Genomic DNA, 18,737 nt, shown 5'->3' with positions numbered 1-18,737 from the left:
CTAAACGAATTGTGGATAAGTGGCATCAATAGATTGGCCAATAAAAAATGAAAAGGAGAATGAGGAATGAACCTATATTGTTGTCAGGAACACGTTGATATGGCGCTCGATGAAGTTGTATATGAGTGTGAAACGTATCCGTTATTAACGCTGGTTTCAGAAGAAAATAAGTTATCAACAACCTGTGAATATTGTCGAAACGTGGCAATATATCTAGTAGGGAACTAATATTCCCATACAAGATGTGGATAGAAATTGTGGATATGTGGATAAGTTTTGTGGATAACCTGTTCGTAACCTATTTGGAAAGACTAAAATACTGGAAAAAGTCATGATGAAAAACCACCGGCACTTTCTTTTAGAAGGGCTGGTTTTTTGTTATTTAGGAAGCAAATATAGTCCAATATTCTTTATAGGTAAGTCTCTTAAATCTTAACTTTTGGATATTGGAAAGGATTTGCTTGTTTTGTTTATGGGTCTCTCTAAGGTATGATAATAGGAGGTACTTCCAACAATTGAACTAAAAACATATGGAAAGTCAGAGGATATATATGAAGATAACGATCATTACGGTTGGCAAGCTCAAAGAAAAATACTTAAAGCAAGGAATGGCCGAATATACAAAACGGCTAGGAGCCTATGCTAATATAGATTTTATAGAAGTGCCTGATGAAAAGGCACCAGAAAACTTGAGTGCAGCGGATATGGATATCGTCAAGCAAAGAGAAGGTGAACGGATCTTGGCGAAAATCAGCCAGGATACTTATGTGATTACGCTTGAAATCAATGGGAAGCAGCTCACTTCTGAGCAACTTGCGACCCATATTGACCAACTTGCCACTTATGGAAAAAGCAAACTTGCCTTTATTATTGGTGGTTCACTGGGGCTTAGTGCCGATGTGATTTCTAGAAGCGATTATGCCCTTTCTTTTTCTAAAATGACCTTTCCGCATCAACTCATGAAGTTAGTTTTGTTGGAACAGATCTATCGGGCGTTTCGGATAAATAGAAATGAGCCATACCATAAATAATCACCCAATCGATGATGGGTGGTAGCGTTAGCTAGGTAAAGAATTTAATCTTAACGTTATGAAAAGAGGGTAACCATATGAATAAAGAGTCCATTTATGGATTAACATTTGAACAATTGACAGCTTGGCTTTTGGAGCATGGCCATAAAAAATTCCGGGCAACCCAAGTCTGGGAATGGCTTTATCGGACGCGCGTTACGGATTTCTCTGATATGACAGATGTTAATAAAGAGTGCATTCAACTGCTGGAAGAAAACTTTGTCATCCAGACTTTGACTGAACATGTTAAACAGGAGTCGGCGGATGGGACAATCAAGTTTCTATTCAAATTACTGGATGGTAACCTGATTGAAACGGTCATGATGCGCCATAAGTATGGGATATCCGTTTGTGTCACTACCCAAGTAGGCTGTAATATAGGCTGTAGTTTTTGCGCAAGCGGTTTATTAGCGAAGAGCCGTGACTTAACTGCTGGAGAAATAGTGGAACAGATCATGAATGTTCAACTCCATCTTGATCAGTTGGGACAAGGGGATATCGTCAGTCATGTAGTCGTAATGGGGATTGGCGAGCCTTTTGATAATTTCGATAATATGATCGACTTTTTGAAGGTCATCATGGACCATAAAGGGTTGGCTATTGCAGCAAGACGCATTACTGTTTCCACGAGTGGGCTGGCTAATAAAATCTATGAATTCACCGATACTCAATTACAGGTTAATTTGGCCATTTCTTTACATGCCCCGAATAATGAACTAAGAACGAGAATCATGAAAATAAATCGTGGCATTCCAATCGAAAAATTAATGAAGTCATTGGATTATTACTTGGAAAAAACGAATCGTAGAATTACGATTGAGTATATCCTATTGAGGGACGTCAACGATCATCGAGAAGAAGCCGAACAACTTGCCGAATTGCTTGATGACAAGAAACATCGTTTATATGTAAACTTGATTCCATATAACCCTGTAGATGAACACAGTCAATATCAAAGAAGCGAGAAGGAGTCAGTGCTAGCATTTTATGATACGCTGAAAAAACGAGGCGTGAATTGTAAAATCCGTCAGGAACATGGTACGGATATAGATGCTGCCTGTGGTCAGTTAAGAAGTAAACAAATCAAAAAAGCAGAGGCCAACTGAGAAAGGCCCCATGTATAGAAAAAACAGTATGTTTTTGCACACATACTGTTTTTTTATGCTGAAAGATGAACGGCCATGCTTCTAAAAACAAGAAAAATGGGGCTGTAAGGATACAGCCTCATTTAAATGAGAAGTTGATTATTTAGCGATTTCTTTTACAGAAGCGATTTCATATGTGACAATTTCGCTACCGATAATTGGTGATTCTTTTTTAGCTTCATCTGAAGAAGGTTCTGGACGTTTATGTGCAGCTTTAAACGCGTCACTGTTTCTCCATGCAGTAAAGCTGTCCATGTTTTCCCAGTACATATTCACGTTTAGTTCGTCGTAGTCCGTTAAGTTTTGTGTTAACAATACTTCAACTTTAACGAAGCCTTCTGTCGTATCTAGAGGGCCTGGTGCCGTAAAGCCTGGTGCCATTACTGCTCCCATTCCTTTTTTTACTTTGATTTTATTTGCTACGATTATCATCATTAATCTCTCCTTTTAAGGTTATTTAACTGATTCATTACATACATATTTTAGCACATTATTAAGCTTATAATCCATTTTGATTAATCAATAACTGTTGATAATGAATTCTATACTGGATTTGCTGTTTTGAGTATATATCGAACCATCTTATTATTTGTCTTTCAAAAAGTATTATACCCGGATGGCATGAAGGGAAGTCTTTTTAAGCGGGAATTGGTTTAGGAATTATAAGGTTTATTGATGCATATCGCGTATAATAGAATTTAGTATAAGGAAATAACAATTACGGAAACAATAAAGCAAGATACTAAACAATAAAAGAGGCTGTTATATGACGGAAATTAAGTTTATTGATTATAAATTAAGTGATGAAATAGTTCGGGCGTTGGAAAGCCTAGGCTATCAGCATCCAACGGAAGTGCAACGTGAAGTGATTCCTGTTGCTTTGCAAAAAAGGGACCTGGTCGTGAAGTCGCAAACGGGAAGCGGAAAAACGGCTGCATTCGGCATACCGCTCTGTGATATGGTCGATTGGCAGGAGAATAAGCCACAGGCGCTCATTTTAACACCAACGCGAGAGCTTGCCGTACAGATTAAGGAGGACATTACGAATATTGGTCGATTTAAACGGATTAAAGCAACTGCGGTATATGGGAAGTCTCCCTTTGCCCAGCAAAAAGCGGAGTTGAAGCAAAAGAGCCACGTGGTTGTGGGTACGCCTGGACGTGTCCTTGATCATATTGAAAGAGGTACATTCGCTTTAGACCGATTATCCCATTTGGTAATCGATGAAGCCGATGAAATGTTAAATATGGGATTCATCGAGCAAGTGGAAGCCATCATTAAAGTACTGCCGCAGGATCGTGTGACGATGCTGTTTTCCGCTACTTTACCAGATAGCATTAAAAAACTGTGCCATAAATATATGAAGGAACCTTTGGATATTGAAATAAAGGCAACCGGCTTAACGACTGAAAAAATCGAACATGCTGTTATTGAAGTCAAGGAAGATGACAAGTTTACCCTGCTTAGAGATGTTACGATTGTCGAAAATCCAGATAGCTGCATCATTTTCTGTCGCACAAAAGACAAGGTCGACCAAGTATGTGAGCAGTTAGTGGAATTAGAGTATCCATGCGATATGATTCATGGAGGGATGCTTCAGGAGGACCGCCTGGCAGTGATGGACGAGTTCAGAAGAGGTGAATTCCGCTATCTAGTCGCGACCGATGTAGCGGCACGTGGAATTGATATTGATAATATTACCCATGTCATCAATTATGACCTACCACTTGAAAAGGAAAGCTATGTCCATCGTACAGGTAGAACAGGACGTGCGGGTAAACAGGGGAAGGCAATCACATTTGTGACTCCATTCGAAGGTAAGTTCCTCACCGAGATTCAAAGCTATATCGGATTTACGATCCCTACCATGCCGGCTCCATCAAAAGAATATATCTTGGACATGAAGAATGATTTTGAAGCGAAGCTAAAGACACGGCCAAAAATTAAAAAAAGTAAAAGTGAACAGCTTAACAGACAAATTATGAAGCTGTATTTTAATGGCGGCAAGAAAAAGAAAATCAGGGCCGTAGATTTCGTGGGTACCATTGCAAAAATAGATGGAGTAAATGCAGAGGACATCGGCATTATAACCATTCAGGATAATGTTTCCTATGTAGAGATATTGAATGGAAAAGGTCCGCTGGTCTTGAAAGTGATGAAGAATACGAAAGTCAAAGGCAAGGTTTTGAAGGTTTCCGAGGCAAATAAACGATAAATGGCAGGAAGAATCGGAAAAGACGTACATATATCTTTTCTGATTCTTGTAAGGCCAGGTTCGCTCTAATACTAGTGAAACAACGGAAACATTCACCTTTCTTACGGAGTGGCACATCAGAAGCTACCCGGAGACTTCACTGGACATCCTATCCTTGGTTTTCCCGCGAAAAACATGTGCGAAGATACAAAGAACCTTATTACCGTGAGTTACATAGTGTTAGCAATTGATATAAAGGTCGTCCTAAGGGATGATCTTTTTTTGTGTGCAGTTTTAATTTATGGGAAAAAATCGTAGCGGGCTTTCTGGTTTAATAGGGGAATGGTTAAAATGGCTCATGAAAGTAAAGAAGTGGATATGACCTATATACTTTATGCCTGTTCAACTATAAAAATTATACCAAAATATTCATAAAATAGGTTGTTTTTGGGTTTGTGGTAGGTCGATTAGAGGTAAATAAAGATAAGTGGAAAAAGAATCCAATACATACTAGTCTAAATCATTGATCTGCATTAACTAATGGTTCTCGGTATTCTTTTTCCCTATCCAAAGATCTCGCTGGAAAGTGTGCGGTCTTTTACTTATTTATAGGGGGGAATTTTGATGGTGTCTAAGTTAAGGGGTATTTCGCTATTGTTTATTTGTATGCTGTTGTTATCTGCATGCAGCAGTTCTAGTGGATCTTCGGAAAAAAAGAGCGATAGCAAGAGTAAGAATAAGGATTTAGAGGTATCCATTGAGGATGCATCTTTTGTGCTACTTGGAAAAGATGATGGTGTGGCTGAAGAAGGTACAGAAAAAGGAGTCCTGGCTGTTAAATTTAAGTTGAGTAATAAATCAAAGGATGGCATTCGACTCTCAACAAGAGATGGATTTAAGTTATACGATGGCGATGAAGAGACAAATGCCATTTCAGATGCATATAACACCAACGTAGGGATTGAGTTTGAGTCTAGTGGCGATTTGGGTGCCGGCAAAACGAAAACGACCACAGGCTTTTTTGAAGTAGAAAAAGATAAAGAGTATGAAATAGGGATAAAAGCGGCTTCAGAAGACTATGAAAAGAAAATTGAAGAAGTGATCATTAAGGTGAATACGGCAGATTATGCTGAAAGTTTTGATGCCCTTCAAGACCCGGCGAAAGCGTTAGCTGCTTATATTGATTCGATATACCTGGATAAAGACAATAGTGATTATGAAAAACTAGTATCTGCTGATAAAGCGGTTATACAGGAAGAAGCGAAAAAGGTATTCAAAGAGAAAATAAAAAGGTACTTTGTAGGGAAATTGACTGATGAAGAAGTAGATAAACTTTATGCTGCTTATAAATCGGCTCAGTCACAAAAGGCCGAGTTTAAAACGGTCACATCTGCCAAGGCAAATGGAAAAGCCGTGGTGCTAATTGAATTCTCAACGGTTTCATTGCGAAACATATATGAAGACCTTTCAGAATACCAATATGAATATAGAGAAAAAACGAAAAAATACGATGAAAAAGGTACCAAAAAGTATTTAATATCTAAATTCGATAAAATCATAAATAACCAAGAAGTAGAAGAAGGCGAAGATTTAAAGATTCATATGATAGAAGAGGATGGAAAGTGGAACGTTAATTCATCACAAGATGGTCAAGAAAGATTAACGAATATTTTTGCTGCAGGATCAAAATATTAAAGGAGCAGTGAGATATGTCGAAAAAAGCTTGGATTATAAGTGGGGTCTCCGCTGTTGCCTTAATTGCCGTGGTCTTGGTCACCATACTTTTCGTTCAACAAAACAATAAACCCAAAAAAGTAGTGGCATCCTTTACAGAAGCAGTTGAAAAGAAAGATACGGACCAACTTAAGGAGTTACTCGATCCTGATAAAAAGGGAACGGTGGTAAATAATGCATCCATTAAGGCATTTGCTACGTACTTAAACAAAAATGACTCGAGTTTTGATGCCATCAAGGACGGATTGGATGAACAAGTAGAAGATAAGGATTTTTCGGCAACCAACCAGCAAGTCAGCTTGGTGGAGTCGGGGAAAAAATGGGGCATTTTCAAGGAATACAAAATGAGAGTCAAAACCGGATTCATTAAAGTGACGGGACAAAATGATGAAGATCAACTATCCCTTTCTGTAGATGACTTGAAGGAATCCGTAAAAGAGAGTAAGAAGGGCACGTATGGTCCATTTTTGCCTGGGACGTATAACACGGTCACTACAGTAAAGAACAAACTGGGTACTTTCATGAAAAAGGATAAGATAGATGTCTGGGGTGGATCTAAGGAAGTCACGCTTGTAGTGGATCCTGATTCCTTGGCTAGAAATGATAAAGATGTACAAAAATCGGTCATGTCCGCTGTCGATGTTTTCAATCATGACTGGGCCGTATTTGAAACCAGCAGTTTTGATACCAAGAAGCTTACCAATGTTTCAGATGACATTAAAGATGATACCTCCATTGTTGCGGAAAACTTTGAACAGGTCAAAAATTATGTCGATGAAGTACATTCACAATATTTAGGGGCCGTCATTAATCTGGATGATTTGGATATCAGTTACTTTGATAATCAGTGGAGAGCGGAAGCGGTAGCTGTAGTGTCCTATAACAGCAAAATGAAACTCAAAAACAAAAAGAAAATGGATGACCTTTCTTATAAAGCGGTGCGTGACTTTTCCATGATTTATAATGCCGATAAGAAGAAATGGATTATTGAAGAAATTAAGGAGTATGAGGCTGACGGAACGGAAGAGGATTGGGAGAATAAAAAGGAAATGAAAATTAAAGATCCAAAACTGCTCAAATGGAATCGCAAAGACAGTAGCAAGGGCTTGTAAGAGTGTGCAAAGCGGGAATAAAGAAAAAGGGTTTCTTCCATGGGGAGAAATCCTTTTTCTTTGGTTCCAAAGGAAATGGCTTTATAGAATTAAGATCCTTTCTTGCTAAAGTCACAAATTTTATTATTCAAAAAATAAATAAATCGATTCTAGAATATAATAATCGACATGAAACCTTTATAATTGGAGGTTTTTTATAAAAGGAAAAAATACTTCCATTGATAATGATTATCAACGATGATAAATTTAAAGTACGATTACTGTATAGTCCGTATCATGCTTATAGGGAAGTCCTTTTAGTCCCTTCTTTGGCGGATAGGGTTTTCCAGTAAAGTACAGGGGAACATCCCAATCTTGTACCCCTTAAGGATCTATTCACACAAAGTCTCACAACAGCATTGTTAGAGTTAGAGCAACACGAAGGAGGAAAAAAAGTGAATAAGAATAGAACGGACTTTCTGATGCTTGACACAGGAAGTTACTTTGGAAAGGCAAGGGTGAATGACCCGCAATATCAGGATGACTTTACCTTTGTTGATACATATGAACTGCCCAATATAGACTTAAAACCTTATAAATGCTTGGTCGTTCAAGGGTTAATCGATCAGAAATTCTTATTTAGACATAAAGAAGTCATTCGTGAGTTTTTGGATGATAAGAAGATTGTCGTTTTCAGTGGGAATTTGTTTTTGGACTGGTTACCTGGAGGTTCTTCCTTCATCCCTAAAACCATTCATAGTTACAAGGATTATGAGGTTTCAATCGATCATCGCCATCCAATCTTTGACGGGGTAGAGGAAGATGATATGACTTATAATAAAGGAGTTTCGGGATTTTTCGCAAGGGGGCACCATCCAATTCCCGAAGGAGCGGAAGTTCTGTTGACCTTACCTGGCGGAGAACCTATCACGTATATTGACAGGAATAGTACAAAGGGCACTATTTTGGTTCATGCAGGTAGTGACCTATTTGGTGCGATGAATGCGAGTGGAACGAAAAAGCGCATTGGTCCACAACTCATACAATGGGTACGGGATGAGTATTCAACGCTTCAGGAGAGAGGTGAAATGGGATGAGAAAAATTGCAGTCATCGATGGAGGCAGTTCGCAACATAATCGGACATATACCGAACCGAAATACAGAAAATACATTGAGAAACTTATTTATCTTCCCGATTTAGAAAAAACGTCTATAGATGAATTTGATGTAATCCTTCTTCCTTCCCAGTTGCATATGGGCCTACTCATGAAATCCATGAAGAAAATTATGGATTTTGCTGATGAGGGAGGGATCATCGTTTCCTTTGGACCACAGTTAAATGAATGGCTACCAGGCCATAATTGGGAATTCAGAGAAACGAACTTTTGGTGGTGGCTTGATAAGGATGCCAAAAGTGGTTTAGTGTTGCAACGTCCCGATCATGATTTATTCAGTCGCTATCTTACACTTGCCGATGCGACATGGCACCAACACGGGGTGTATTGGCCTCCGGCAGGGACAGATATCCTGGTTTCAACGGAAGATGGCGGAGCTGTCCTATACATCGACAAGGTTAGTACAAAAGGTACTTGGGTAATCATGACACTTGACCCCGACTATCATTACGGCTCATACTTCATGCCTGCGACCGAGAAATTCCTAGATGGATTTTTCCCTTGGCTTGCGGAAGGCGAAGTGTAAGAAGCAAAAAGATTATCATGAGTAATGGCTATGGAGAACAGCATCTCCGTAGCCATTTTTTTATAAAAAAACATGGAAGGAGTAGCGGATACATCTCTAGGTCGTCATTTGTCTTAAGCTTTTAAAGAACTCTTGTCCTATAACTTTTGTGATTCCTGTTTATCGATGAAATTAGGGTGGTATTAAAGAATAAGATACTTATTTAGCATACATACATCATGAAATGGACTATACATCGACTTTTATCGACAAGGTACTGGAGGGAAAGACAAGGATGAAAAAAGATAATGAACAAAGCAAGAACCAACAGTTGGAACAATATAGAGTGGATGATAACGGGAAAAAGATGACAACCAATCAAGGTTTGCGGGTTTCCGAAGATGAGCATTCTTTGAAGGCGGGTGACCGTGGTCCGACGTTGATGGAGGACTTTCATTTCCGTGAAAAAATGACTCATTTTGACCATGAGCGTATTCCTGAGCGAATTGTACATGCACGTGGATCAGGCGCACATGGTTATTTTCAGGTGTATGAGTCAATGAAGGAATTTACAAAGGCAAAATTTCTACAAGACCCTTCTGTTAAGACACCAGTATTCGTACGTTACTCGACTGTAGCGGGTTCACGCGGCTCAGCAGATTCCGTCCGGGATGTCCGTGGATTTTCAACGAAGTTTTACACCGAAGAGGGGAACTATGACCTGGTTGGGAATAATATCCCGGTATTTTTCATACAGGATGCGATTAAATTCCCCGATTTGATCCATGCTGTTAAACCAGAACCCCATAATGAAATACCTCAAGCTGCAAGCGCCCATGATACATTTTGGGATTTTGTTGCGAACAATGAAGAAACAGCCCACATGGTAATGTGGCATTTGTCGGATAGAGCCATTCCTAGAAGCTTTCGCATGATGGAAGGATTCGGTGTCCATACTTTCCGTTTTGTGAATGCAGAAGGCGTCTCCCATTTCGTCAAGTTCCATTGGAAGCCTGTTCTTGGTGTGAAATCCCTTGTATGGGACGAGGCTCAGAAGATTGCCGGGAAAAATTCTGATTTCCACCGTCAAGACTTGTGGGAAGCGATTGAAGCAGGAAATTACCCCGAGTTCGAATTTGGTGTGCAAATGATTAAGGAGGAAGATGAATTCAACTTCGACTTCGACATCCTAGATCCTACGAAACTATGGCCGGAAGAACAGATTCCAGTGAAAATTATCGGGAAAATGGTATTGAACCAAAATACGGATAATTTCTTCGCCGAGACGGAACAAATCGCTTTTCACCCTGGGCATGTCGTACCGGGCATTGATTTCTCCAATGATCCGTTGCTTCAAGGACGACTATTCTCGTATACAGATACCCAGCTTTCACGTTTGGGTGGACCGAATTTCCATGAGATTCCGATTAACCGCTCAGTAGCACCGGTTAACAATAATCAACGTGATGGTATGCATCGCATGACGATCAACCAAGGACAAGTCAGCTACCATAAAAATGGGCTAGCCAATAACTCTCCCGAACCTGCATCGGAAGCGGAAGGTGGATATGCTCACTACCAAGAGAAGGTAGATGGCCGAAAAGTGCGTCAGCGTAGTGAAAGCTTTAAAGATCATTACAGCCAAGCGAAACTATTCTGGAATAGTATGACGGACGTGGAAAAAGAACATATAATCGAAGCTTTCCATTTTGAAGTGGGTAAAGTGAAAAGTAAAGATCTCCAACAACAAATTGTTGAGATGTTCAGCAATGTGGACTTGAAATTGGCTGAAAAAATTGCGGAAGGAGTCGGTGTAAACCCTCCTACCAATAAAAATGAATCGGAAGTAGAATTGGCTTCACCGGCTTTAAGCCAGGAGCAAAATAAGATCATTACGCCTGCAACGCGTAAAGTGGCTGTATTGGCTGCCGATGGATTTAAGGGCTCTGAAATGGACCAAGTCATGGACGCATTTAAAACAGCTGGAATCATGGCTGAAATCATCAGTACGAATCGCGGAATGATTACGAGTGAAGAAGGGCAACAACTAGAGGTGAGTCAAAGCTTCCTGACTGCAGACTCGGTTTTATATGATGCCGTTTATGTGGCGGGTGGCAAGAAAAGCATTGAGCAATTGAAAGCTGTAAAAGATGCCATCTATTTTGTTGACGAAGCTTATAACCATTTCAAAGCGATTGGGGCAGGGACAGAAGCAGCCGATATTCTGATCCAGGCAGGAATACCAGCAGGTGATCCTATTACAGGAGTTGTCACGATTACTGCAGATGCAGAGGGTAAATCCACTGCTAGTTTCATTGAGGCGATTGCCCAACATCGACATTGGTCACGTGCACTATAAGAATACTCCACATGCAAAAGCCCAGACTGTATAGAGTCTGGGCTTTTCGCGTGTGGTTAAAGCGATTAAACCGCCTTTTCCTCAAAGATTGAAGCAATTCCAATAATGACATTTGTTGCTTTCACCATATTATCGACGGAGATGAATTCATATTTTCCATGGAAGTTTTCGCCGCCTGTAAAGATATTAGGGGTAGGCAGTCCCATATAAGAGAGCTGAGACCCATCTGTCCCTCCACGGATTGGAGAGATTTTTGGTTCAATCCCGAGCCTTTCCATGGCTTCGTATGCGATATCGACGATTTCTTTGACCGGTTCTATTTTTTCTTTCATATTGTAGTATTGGTCAGTCAATTCCAGTTTGACTTGTTCATGTCCATACTTATCACTTAACTCGGCGACAATTTGCTTGATGAAGTTTTTACGATCATTAAATTTTTGCTTATCGAAATCCCGGATGATATAGGATAGTTTAGTTTCTTCTACGTCTCCATGGAATGAGCTAAGATGATAAAAGCCTTCATATCCTTCTGTGTATTCCGGTGCTTCGTTAACAGGCAGTTTGCTATGTAGCTCCATGGCTATTTTAGCGGAGTTGACCATTTTTCCCTTGGCTGTGCCCGGGTGGATGTTCGTGCCCTTTATGGTAATCTTGGCAGACGCAGCATTAAAGCTTTCATATTCGAGTTCACCAAGCGGGCCACCGTCCACTGTGTAAGCAAATTGGGCATTGAAGGCTTCCACGTCAAATTTATGGGGACCTCTTCCAATTTCCTCATCGGGAGTGAAGGCCACGCGGATTTTTCCATGCTTGATTTCTGGATGTTGAAGTAAATAGTCCATAGCCGTCATGATCTCAGCGATGCCTGCTTTATTATCCGCCCCAAGAAGGGTTGTTCCATCCGTCGTGATTAATGTGTGTCCTTTGTAGTCATGAAGGGAGGGAAAGTCATCAGGTGATAGAATGACATTCAATGTTCTATGTAATAGGAGGTCACTACCATCATAGGCTTCAGTGATCTGAGGTTTCACATCTTTCCCTGTGAAATCCGTTGCCGTATCCACATGGGCCAGGAAGCCGATTGTCGGAACCTGCTTTTCTGAATTGGCAGGCAAAGTTGCCATGACATAACCATTTTCATCAATGGTGACATCGGACATTCCGATAGCTTGTAACTCCTCCACCAACTGTTGGGCTAAATGCAGTTGCCCAGCTGTGGAAGGACAACTGGAAACATCCTCGTTTGATTGTGTATCCACCTTCACATAAGATGTAAACCTCTCAATGATTTTATCTTTCATGATTCATCCAACTCCTTTTCCCTTATCTTACCATGGTTGCTGTGGATGGAGAAATCTTCGTGCATGCTTGAAATGGTGTAATGGGGGTTTCTTTTTCCATGAGAAACAACAGCAAAAACAGTAGGATGATGATGAACCTTACTGTTTTTGCTGTAGGAGGCAAATCACTTATTGATTGAGTGCCCATACGGATACGCTTTTTCCATGAACGGGAAACGTTGCATACCCATCTTCCTCTATCGTAATGTGATCATCTCTATGGAAGGTTAGGTCGGTCCAGATTTCACCGGCGCGGTGCTCGCCAACAAACATCCTTTTCTCACTGTTTTGATCGCTGTTGGAGACGACGACTGCACATCCCGATCCTTCTAGCTCTTCTACGCCTAGGCGTACCCAACCGATTGTATGGGGATCATCGAAATAATCCTTTTGCTCACCATAGGCTTTTTCATACCTTGCATGCAGGAGCCGGTCGATAATGTCTTTTTTACCGGGAACCGGGGAAGGACCGCCAATTCCATAGTAATCTCCATAAAAGACACAAGGGTAACCACAAAGTCTAAGCAGGATTAGGGCATATGCCGAGGGTTTGAACCAATCCTTAACCCATGATTCAAGTGATTCATGGGGCTGAGAGTCATGATTATCGACAAAAGTGACGGCTTGTGCCGGATTAGTTTGAACGAGGGTATGATCAAAGATGGTTGAGAGATCGAAGTCAGATCCTGCTTTTGAGGCTTCGTGAAATTTATAATGCAAGGAAACATCGAATAGGTTGAGGTCATGATTCGTTTGGTCTAAAAAAGTTTGACAGGCATTTACGTCTGCCTTCCAGAATTCACCCACCATAAAGAAATGTTCCTTTGTGTAAGGGATGAGTTCTTGTAAAAATTCATTGATGAATTCATAATCAATGTGCTTTACAGCATCTAAACGAAAACCATCGCATTTCAATGTGTCGACCATCCATTTTCCCCAGGTGATCATCTCCTGCCGAACTTCTGGAAGACTGTAGTCAATGTTGGCAAACATCAGGTAATCGTAGTTCCCAAATTCATTAATGACATGCTTACTCCAATGCTTATTTTCGCCTGTTATCCGGTAAACGCCCATTTTGTCATGTTTGGCGTCATAGTCTGTTCCATTAAAATGAGTATGGTCCCATTTAAAAGAGGAGTACTGATTATTACGTCCGGGAAAATCGAATGTTGTCCATCCCTCTATTTCAAATGGTTCCGATATGTCTTCCATCCTGTTCTCTGGATTGACTTCGATGACTTCGAACTTTTCAGTGCCATCAGCCCCAGCTTTATGGTTCATGACCAGGTCGATATATACGCATAGCCCGTAGTTATGACAGGCGGCAATCGCCTGATGCAATTCTTCCTTTGTCCCGTATTTTGTACGCACGGTTCCTTTTTGGTCGAATTCACCCAAATCGTACCCGTCATAAATACCATACCCATTATCCTCTAGGGATTGGCCCTTTGTAACAGGTGGAAGCCATATACAGTCAATTCCTGTATCCTTCAATTTCAGGGCCGCGTATTTCAATCTTTCCCAGTGCTTTCCATCCGCTTCTAAATGCCACTCGAAAAATTGCATCATCGTATGATTTCTTTTCATTCTTTCCCCCCTGACACCGACACGTTTGACAAGATACATATAGAACGATCGGAAAAGTGATAATGGAAATCTTTACCCTTTATAGAAAAATAATAAACAACTGAAAATGTTTAGATGAAAATAAAATTCACCCTCCTATTATTTTACTACCTTGTAATAAAAATGGATATAGCGTTTCGGCTTGAAAAAAAATAAGGCGAAGTTATAGAGATTGGGCTTCTCCCTATTGTCGTATGTTTGCAACTTGGAAAAAGGCATCCCAAACTCGGGATACCTGATTGTGATGAAGTTATAAACGATTATCCCTTTCTTCCTCTGCGTCTAAAGGAGTGAGCAAAGGCTATCGCACCGAATAGTAATAAAAGGAGGGCAGATGATAGAATGATGGTTTCCTTGGAATAGCTACTGTTAATTCCACCACGTGAATCCAAATCTCGATTCATACCAGGAGGCTGCATGGCCATACCATTTTCATCATTTCCCATGTTAGGAGCGGCACCGCACAGTTCATAAATGATTCATATATCCCACCCAATCGAGTGAGAAACCGACGAGTTTGTTGAAAACAGCGAAAGAAAAAGATCATCGATATGCATCCTAGGACAGGATTTAGAAAGGTAATCACATTTTACTCAGTGTAAATTTTAAAGGATGGTAGATTGTGTTACACTTTTTAGTTATTTATACCTACTAATTGCTAAGATAATAGGACTTGCCGTTCATATAAAATGATGATAAGCTAATGTGGAAACGGTTACAGATAACACATTGAGGTGAATGTATTGGCGACTATTCGGGATGTTGCGAAGGAAGCGGGATTTTCCGTAGCGACGGTTTCTAGAGTGATAAATGACAGCGGGTACGCACATGAAGATACAAGAAAAGCCGTCATGTTAGCTGTGGAAAAATTGAATTATAAGCCGAATGAGGTGGCTAGATCCCTCTATAAACGTAAATCTAAATTGGTAGGCCTTATTTTACCTGACATTACGAACCCCTTCTTTCCTGAGATGGCAAGGGGAGTAGAAGATTATCTCCAACAATATGGGTATCGGTTAATCTTTGGCAATAGTGATGAGAAGAGAAGTAAGGAAATGGAATATATAGATACTTTTTTGCAAAACAATGTAGTGGGAATGATTGCTTCTACAAGTGAGATAGGAAATGAAAGTTTTAGCAACCTGGAAATCCCCGTCGTCTTGCTGGACCGGACGGTAGAGGGACTGCCCGCGGTTTATTCCGACCAAAGGGCGGGTGGCCAACTGGCGGCCCGAATATTGATAGATAGAGGAAGTAAGGACATCGTTTTAATCAGGGGTCCTGTTGAAATAAAACCTGTGTATGACCGGTATGTAGCGGCAATGGAAGAGTTAAGGCTTGCAAAGGTGAAGTTCCATGTTGTGGACTCGCCGCTTACCATTCAAGGTGGTCAGGTCTGTGCGCAAGAATTATTTGAAAAATATCCACATGTAGATGGAGTCATTGCTTGTAATGATATAGTGGCAGCAGCGATTTTACAGGAGATCTTAAAAAGAGAAAAACGCATCCCTGATGACATCCAATTGATTGGGTACGATGATATTGCCTTCACAGCATTATTACACCCGCCTCTGTCGACTATTCGGCAGCCAGCTTATGAGATGGGAAAACAGGCAGCAGAGTTATTGATTAAAAGAATCAATCAGGAAGTAATAGAAGAGACACATAGAAAGCTTCCAGTTACATTTGTTGAAAGACTAACTACGAGAAAGAAGGCGGAGTCATGATAAAAATAGCAGTAGTCGGAAGTTCCTCGATGGACTTAGTCGTTACATCGCCTAAGCGTCCAATCGCAGGCGAAACGGTCCTTGGGGATTCTTTTGTAACAGTTCCAGGTGGAAAAGGAGCCAATCAAGCCGTTGCAGCAGCCCGTTTGGGTGCTGAAGTAACGATGGTCGGTTGTGTAGGAGATGATTTTTACGGAGAAATTATCCTCGAAAATTTAAAAAATAACGGCGTTTTTACCAATTTTGTGGAACCGGTTGCAGGTGAAGCTTCCGGAACTGCCCATATAACGCTTTCAGAGGGAGATAATAGCATTATAGTTGTTAAAGGTGCTAATGATTCCATCACCCCCGATTATGTCAAAAAGGCAATGAAAATTATAGAAGGGAGCGATATCGTCCTGGTTCAACAAGAAATACCGGAGGAAACTGTGGAGTTTCTTGCTGAATTATGTGAAAAGCTCCAGAAAAAATTACTGTTGAACCCTGCACCTGCACGTGAGATTAGTGAGCTTGTTATTCAGCGCTCATCCTTCATCACCCCGAATGAGCACGAATTCGACATTCTTTTCAAGGGAAGGGATCGGAGTGAAGTTTTGGCCGAATATCCTAATAAATTGTTTATCACAGAAGGGAAAGACGGAGTACGCTATTTCGATGGGGAACAAGAGAGAGTGGTTCCAAGTTTCGTGGTCGAGGCAGTCGATACAACAGGGGCCGGGGATACGTTTAATGCCGCCTTTGCTGTGGCTGTTGCAGAAGGGAAAGGTTTCGAAGAGTGTTTGCTCTTTGCTAACCGAGCAGCCTCTATTTCAGTAACGAAGTTTGGCGCGCAGGGCGGTATGCCGACAAGGGAAGAAGTCGAAGGGAGCTTTAATTCATGAAGCGTCATGGAATCATCAATAGTTCAATCGCCAAGGTACTAGTCGATCTTGGACATACAGATTATATCGTCATTGGAGATGCAGGCCTGCCAGTTCCTGAGGGAGTGCTCAAAATAGATGTAGCATTAACACCGGGAACACCTTCTTTTCAAGATGTCGTTCGTGCCGTTCACGACGATATGGTTATTGAAAAGGTAATTGCGGCTAATGAAATCATAGAAAAAAATCCAGAACAGCATCTTTTCATGAAACAAGAATTCGGAGAATCGATTGATTATATTTCCCACGAGGAATTCAAAGTATTGACGCGTAAAGCAAAGGCAGTCATCCGTACAGGAGAAACGACGCCGTATTCCAATTGCATTTTGCAGTCTGGCGTATTCTTTTAACGAAATGAGGTGAAAAGTATGCAAATTGAAATGAGTAATATCTATAAGGCATTTGGCCAGAACAAGGTATTAGAGGGCGTACAGTTTTCTTTAGAGGCAGGGGAAGTCCACGCACTTATGGGGGAAAACGGAGCCGGAAAGTCAACCTTGATGAATATTTTGACCGGACTTCATAAACATGACCAGGGAACAATCATGATCAATGGCAAAGAGGTTTCCTTCAAGGACTCGAAGGAAGCGGAAAAAGCAGGATTGGCCTTTATCCGACAAGAGTTGAATATCTGGCCAGAAATGACGGTATTAGAAAACCTATTCATCGGTAAGGAAATGGTCAATGCTTTCGGTGTGTTGAAAAACAAACAAATGAAGGCTAAAGCCAATGAGATTTTTAAGACGCTTAATATTTCGCTTCCTTTTGATAAAGAAGCCGGTCTTTGCTCAGTTGGCGAACAGCAGATGATAGAGATTGCTAAAGCGCTGATGACGGATGCTGAGGTCATCATCATGGATGAACCAACCGCCGCCTTGACCGATCGGGAAATTGAGAAGTTGTTTGAAGTGATGAAAGGCCTAATAAAAAAAGGAGTATCACTTGTTTATATTTCTCATCGGATGGAAGAGATTTTTGCCATTTGTGACCGGATCACAGTCATGCGTGACGGTAAAACAGTGGATACCAAAAGAATCATAGATACCAATTTTGATGAAGTGGTCCAGAAGATGGTCGGTCGTGAGCTAGAGGACCGTTTCCCTCATCGTGAGGCATCCCCTGGAGAAGTGGTACTTGAAGTGAATGCACTCACTAAAAAAGGACTCTTTGAAGATATTCATTTTGCTGTCCGTCAAGGTGAAATTGTGGGTGTAGCCGGGTTAATGGGAGCAGGAAGAACGGAAATCATGCGTGCCATTTTCGGAATTGATCAAATAGGTAGTGGAGAGTTAAAGATAGAGGGTAAAAAGGTAGCCATACGTAAACCTACAGATGCAGTACGGCATGGTTTAGCCTTCATCACGGAAAATCGTAAAGAAGAAGGGTTGATCCTGGACTTTTCTATCCGCGAAAATATCGGCCTTCCAAACCTAAAGAGCTTTGCCCCTAACGGAATTGTAAAGACAGCTGATGAGAAAAAATTTGCGGAGATGATGGTCAAGCGTCTTCACGTGAAAACATCGTCTACAGAAGCGATTATTGGCAACTTATCTGGAGGAAATCAACAAAAAGTGGTCATTGCCAAATGGATTGGAACTTCTCCTAAAGTGTTGATCATGGATGAGCCGACAAGGGGAATCGATGTCGGAGCGAAACGTGAAATATATGAATTGATGAATGAATTAACAGAACGAGGCATCGCCATCATTATGGTTTCGTCAGAACTTCCTGAAATTGTGGGAATGAGTGACAGAGTTCTTGTTGTACACGAAGGTAAAATTGCCGGGGAATTGATGAAGAAGGAAGCAACACAAGAAAAAATTATGGCATTGGCAACAGGAGGAAACTAG

17 protein-coding genes are annotated in these 18,737 nt (G+C 40.9%); 13 read left to right on the top strand and 4 right to left on the bottom strand.

Annotated features, from left to right (window positions below; translation table 11 throughout):
- Positions 1-66 precede the first annotated feature (66 nt).
- From ACQKIC_RS03845 to rlmN, 3 genes are all read left to right on the top strand, one after another.
- Complete coding sequence (locus ACQKIC_RS03845; protein ID WP_402869992.1) at positions 67-228, top strand: CxxH/CxxC protein; 162 nt, start codon at positions 67-69, stop codon at positions 226-228.
- Between the two features lie 323 nt (positions 229-551).
- Positions 552-1,031 carry a 23S rRNA (pseudouridine(1915)-N(3))-methyltransferase RlmH gene (gene rlmH, locus ACQKIC_RS03840; protein WP_402955073.1) on the top strand — a complete coding sequence of 160 codons (480 nt, stop codon included), beginning with the start codon at positions 552-554 and terminating at the stop codon, positions 1,029-1,031.
- 77 nt (positions 1,032-1,108) lie between these two features.
- Positions 1,109-2,176 (top strand): 23S rRNA (adenine(2503)-C(2))-methyltransferase RlmN, encoded by a 1,068-nt coding sequence (gene rlmN / locus ACQKIC_RS03835; RefSeq protein ID WP_402869997.1) that lies wholly within the window; start codon positions 1,109-1,111, stop codon positions 2,174-2,176.
- Positions 2,177-2,314: 138 nt separating this feature from the next.
- On the opposite strand, the gene ACQKIC_RS03830 is transcribed toward rlmN, so the two are convergent.
- Positions 2,315-2,647 carry a heme oxygenase gene (locus ACQKIC_RS03830; RefSeq protein WP_402869999.1) on the bottom strand — a complete coding sequence of 111 codons (333 nt, stop codon included), beginning with the start codon at positions 2,645-2,647 and terminating at the stop codon, positions 2,315-2,317.
- 334 nt (positions 2,648-2,981) lie between these two features.
- Here ACQKIC_RS03830 and ACQKIC_RS03825 point away from each other — a divergent pair, with 334 nt between their 5' ends.
- The 6 genes from ACQKIC_RS03825 to ACQKIC_RS03800 all read left to right on the top strand — a co-directional run bounded on the left by ACQKIC_RS03825 (position 2,982) and on the right by ACQKIC_RS03800 (position 11,274).
- The gene (locus ACQKIC_RS03825; RefSeq protein WP_402991131.1) at positions 2,982-4,430 is read left to right on the top strand and encodes a DEAD/DEAH box helicase; all 1,449 of its coding nucleotides are present in this window, start codon (positions 2,982-2,984) and stop codon (positions 4,428-4,430) included.
- A 603-nt stretch (positions 4,431-5,033) separates the two neighbouring features.
- Positions 5,034-6,104 carry a DUF5105 domain-containing protein gene (locus tag ACQKIC_RS03820; protein WP_402955062.1) on the top strand — a complete coding sequence of 357 codons (1,071 nt, stop codon included), beginning with the start codon at positions 5,034-5,036 and terminating at the stop codon, positions 6,102-6,104.
- Positions 6,105-6,118: 14 nt separating this feature from the next.
- On the top strand, positions 6,119-7,255 hold the full coding sequence (locus tag ACQKIC_RS03815) for a TcaA second domain-containing protein (RefSeq protein WP_427591671.1): 1,137 nt from the start codon (positions 6,119-6,121) through the stop codon (positions 7,253-7,255).
- Between the two features lie 434 nt (positions 7,256-7,689).
- The gene (locus tag ACQKIC_RS03810) at positions 7,690-8,331 is read left to right on the top strand and encodes a phosphate starvation-inducible protein PhoH (RefSeq protein ID WP_402991138.1); all 642 of its coding nucleotides are present in this window, start codon (positions 7,690-7,692) and stop codon (positions 8,329-8,331) included.
- A complete protein-coding gene (locus ACQKIC_RS03805) occupies positions 8,328-8,936 on the top strand; it encodes a hypothetical protein (RefSeq protein WP_402991141.1) in 609 nt (202 codons plus the stop codon). The genes ACQKIC_RS03810 and ACQKIC_RS03805 overlap by 4 nt, the downstream gene beginning before the upstream one ends.
- 274 nt (positions 8,937-9,210) lie before the next feature.
- The gene (locus ACQKIC_RS03800; RefSeq protein WP_402955050.1) at positions 9,211-11,274 is read left to right on the top strand and encodes a catalase; all 2,064 of its coding nucleotides are present in this window, start codon (positions 9,211-9,213) and stop codon (positions 11,272-11,274) included.
- A 65-nt stretch (positions 11,275-11,339) separates the two neighbouring features.
- Here ACQKIC_RS03800 and pepT read toward each other — a convergent pair whose 3' ends face one another.
- The 3 genes from pepT to ACQKIC_RS03785 form a co-directional block, all read right to left on the bottom strand.
- Positions 11,340-12,575 (bottom strand): peptidase T, encoded by a 1,236-nt coding sequence (gene pepT, locus ACQKIC_RS03795; protein ID WP_427591672.1) that lies wholly within the window; start codon positions 12,573-12,575, stop codon positions 11,340-11,342.
- A gap of 168 nt (positions 12,576-12,743) precedes the next feature.
- On the bottom strand, positions 12,744-14,201 hold the full coding sequence (locus ACQKIC_RS03790) for an alpha-amylase (protein WP_402870020.1): 1,458 nt from the start codon (positions 14,199-14,201) through the stop codon (positions 12,744-12,746).
- Positions 14,202-14,500: 299 nt separating this feature from the next.
- Positions 14,501-14,686: a hypothetical protein gene (locus ACQKIC_RS03785; RefSeq protein ID WP_427591673.1), complete on the bottom strand. Its 186-nt coding sequence runs from the start codon at positions 14,684-14,686 to the stop codon at positions 14,501-14,503.
- Between the two features lie 297 nt (positions 14,687-14,983).
- Here ACQKIC_RS03785 and ACQKIC_RS03780 point away from each other — a divergent pair, with 297 nt between their 5' ends.
- The 4 genes from ACQKIC_RS03780 to ACQKIC_RS03765 are packed head-to-tail and all read left to right on the top strand — an operon-like array spanning position 14,984 to position 18,737.
- The gene (locus tag ACQKIC_RS03780) at positions 14,984-15,967 is read left to right on the top strand and encodes a LacI family DNA-binding transcriptional regulator (protein ID WP_402991154.1); all 984 of its coding nucleotides are present in this window, start codon (positions 14,984-14,986) and stop codon (positions 15,965-15,967) included.
- The gene (gene rbsK / locus ACQKIC_RS03775; protein ID WP_402870027.1) at positions 15,964-16,848 is read left to right on the top strand and encodes a ribokinase; all 885 of its coding nucleotides are present in this window, start codon (positions 15,964-15,966) and stop codon (positions 16,846-16,848) included. Before ACQKIC_RS03780 ends, rbsK begins: the two co-directional genes overlap by 4 nt.
- Positions 16,845-17,237, top strand: coding sequence for a D-ribose pyranase (gene rbsD / locus ACQKIC_RS03770; protein WP_402870030.1), 393 nt, complete (start codon positions 16,845-16,847; stop codon positions 17,235-17,237). The genes rbsK and rbsD overlap by 4 nt, the downstream gene beginning before the upstream one ends.
- 18 nt (positions 17,238-17,255) lie before the next feature.
- Positions 17,256-18,737, top strand: coding sequence for a sugar ABC transporter ATP-binding protein (locus ACQKIC_RS03765; RefSeq protein WP_402955036.1), 1,482 nt, complete (start codon positions 17,256-17,258; stop codon positions 18,735-18,737).

Origin of the sequence: Peribacillus sp. NPDC046944, from assembly GCF_050272735.1 — a bacterium.
Lineage (GTDB): Bacteria > Bacillota > Bacilli > Bacillales > DSM-1321 > Peribacillus.
Note: the sequence above shows the minus strand (reverse complement) of the source record. Positions and strands in the feature narration are given on the sequence as shown.

Bases quoted from the DNA above. Each gene is read 5' to 3' on its own strand.
- ACQKIC_RS03845 (WP_402869992.1), top strand. From the start codon at position 67: ATGAACCTATATTGTTGTCAGGAACACGTTGATATGGCGCTCGATGAA.
- rlmH (WP_402955073.1), top strand. From the start codon at position 552: ATGAAGATAACGATCATTACGGTTGGCAAGCTCAAAGAAAAATACTTA.
- rlmN (WP_402869997.1), top strand. From the start codon at position 1,109: ATGAATAAAGAGTCCATTTATGGATTAACATTTGAACAATTGACAGCT.
- ACQKIC_RS03830 (WP_402869999.1), bottom strand. From the start codon at position 2,647: ATGATAATCGTAGCAAATAAAATCAAAGTAAAAAAAGGAATGGGAGCA.
- ACQKIC_RS03825 (WP_402991131.1), top strand. From the start codon at position 2,982: ATGACGGAAATTAAGTTTATTGATTATAAATTAAGTGATGAAATAGTT.
- ACQKIC_RS03820 (WP_402955062.1), top strand. From the start codon at position 5,034: ATGGTGTCTAAGTTAAGGGGTATTTCGCTATTGTTTATTTGTATGCTG.
- ACQKIC_RS03815 (WP_427591671.1), top strand. From the start codon at position 6,119: ATGTCGAAAAAAGCTTGGATTATAAGTGGGGTCTCCGCTGTTGCCTTA.
- ACQKIC_RS03805 (WP_402991141.1), top strand. From the start codon at position 8,328: ATGAGAAAAATTGCAGTCATCGATGGAGGCAGTTCGCAACATAATCGG.
- ACQKIC_RS03800 (WP_402955050.1), top strand. From the start codon at position 9,211: ATGAAAAAAGATAATGAACAAAGCAAGAACCAACAGTTGGAACAATAT.
- pepT (WP_427591672.1), bottom strand. From the start codon at position 12,575: ATGAAAGATAAAATCATTGAGAGGTTTACATCTTATGTGAAGGTGGAT.
- ACQKIC_RS03790 (WP_402870020.1), bottom strand. From the start codon at position 14,201: ATGAAAAGAAATCATACGATGATGCAATTTTTCGAGTGGCATTTAGAA.
- ACQKIC_RS03785 (WP_427591673.1), bottom strand. From the start codon at position 14,686: ATGGGAAATGATGAAAATGGTATGGCCATGCAGCCTCCTGGTATGAAT.
- rbsK (WP_402870027.1), top strand. From the start codon at position 15,964: ATGATAAAAATAGCAGTAGTCGGAAGTTCCTCGATGGACTTAGTCGTT.
- rbsD (WP_402870030.1), top strand. From the start codon at position 16,845: ATGAAGCGTCATGGAATCATCAATAGTTCAATCGCCAAGGTACTAGTC.
- ACQKIC_RS03765 (WP_402955036.1), top strand. From the start codon at position 17,256: ATGCAAATTGAAATGAGTAATATCTATAAGGCATTTGGCCAGAACAAG.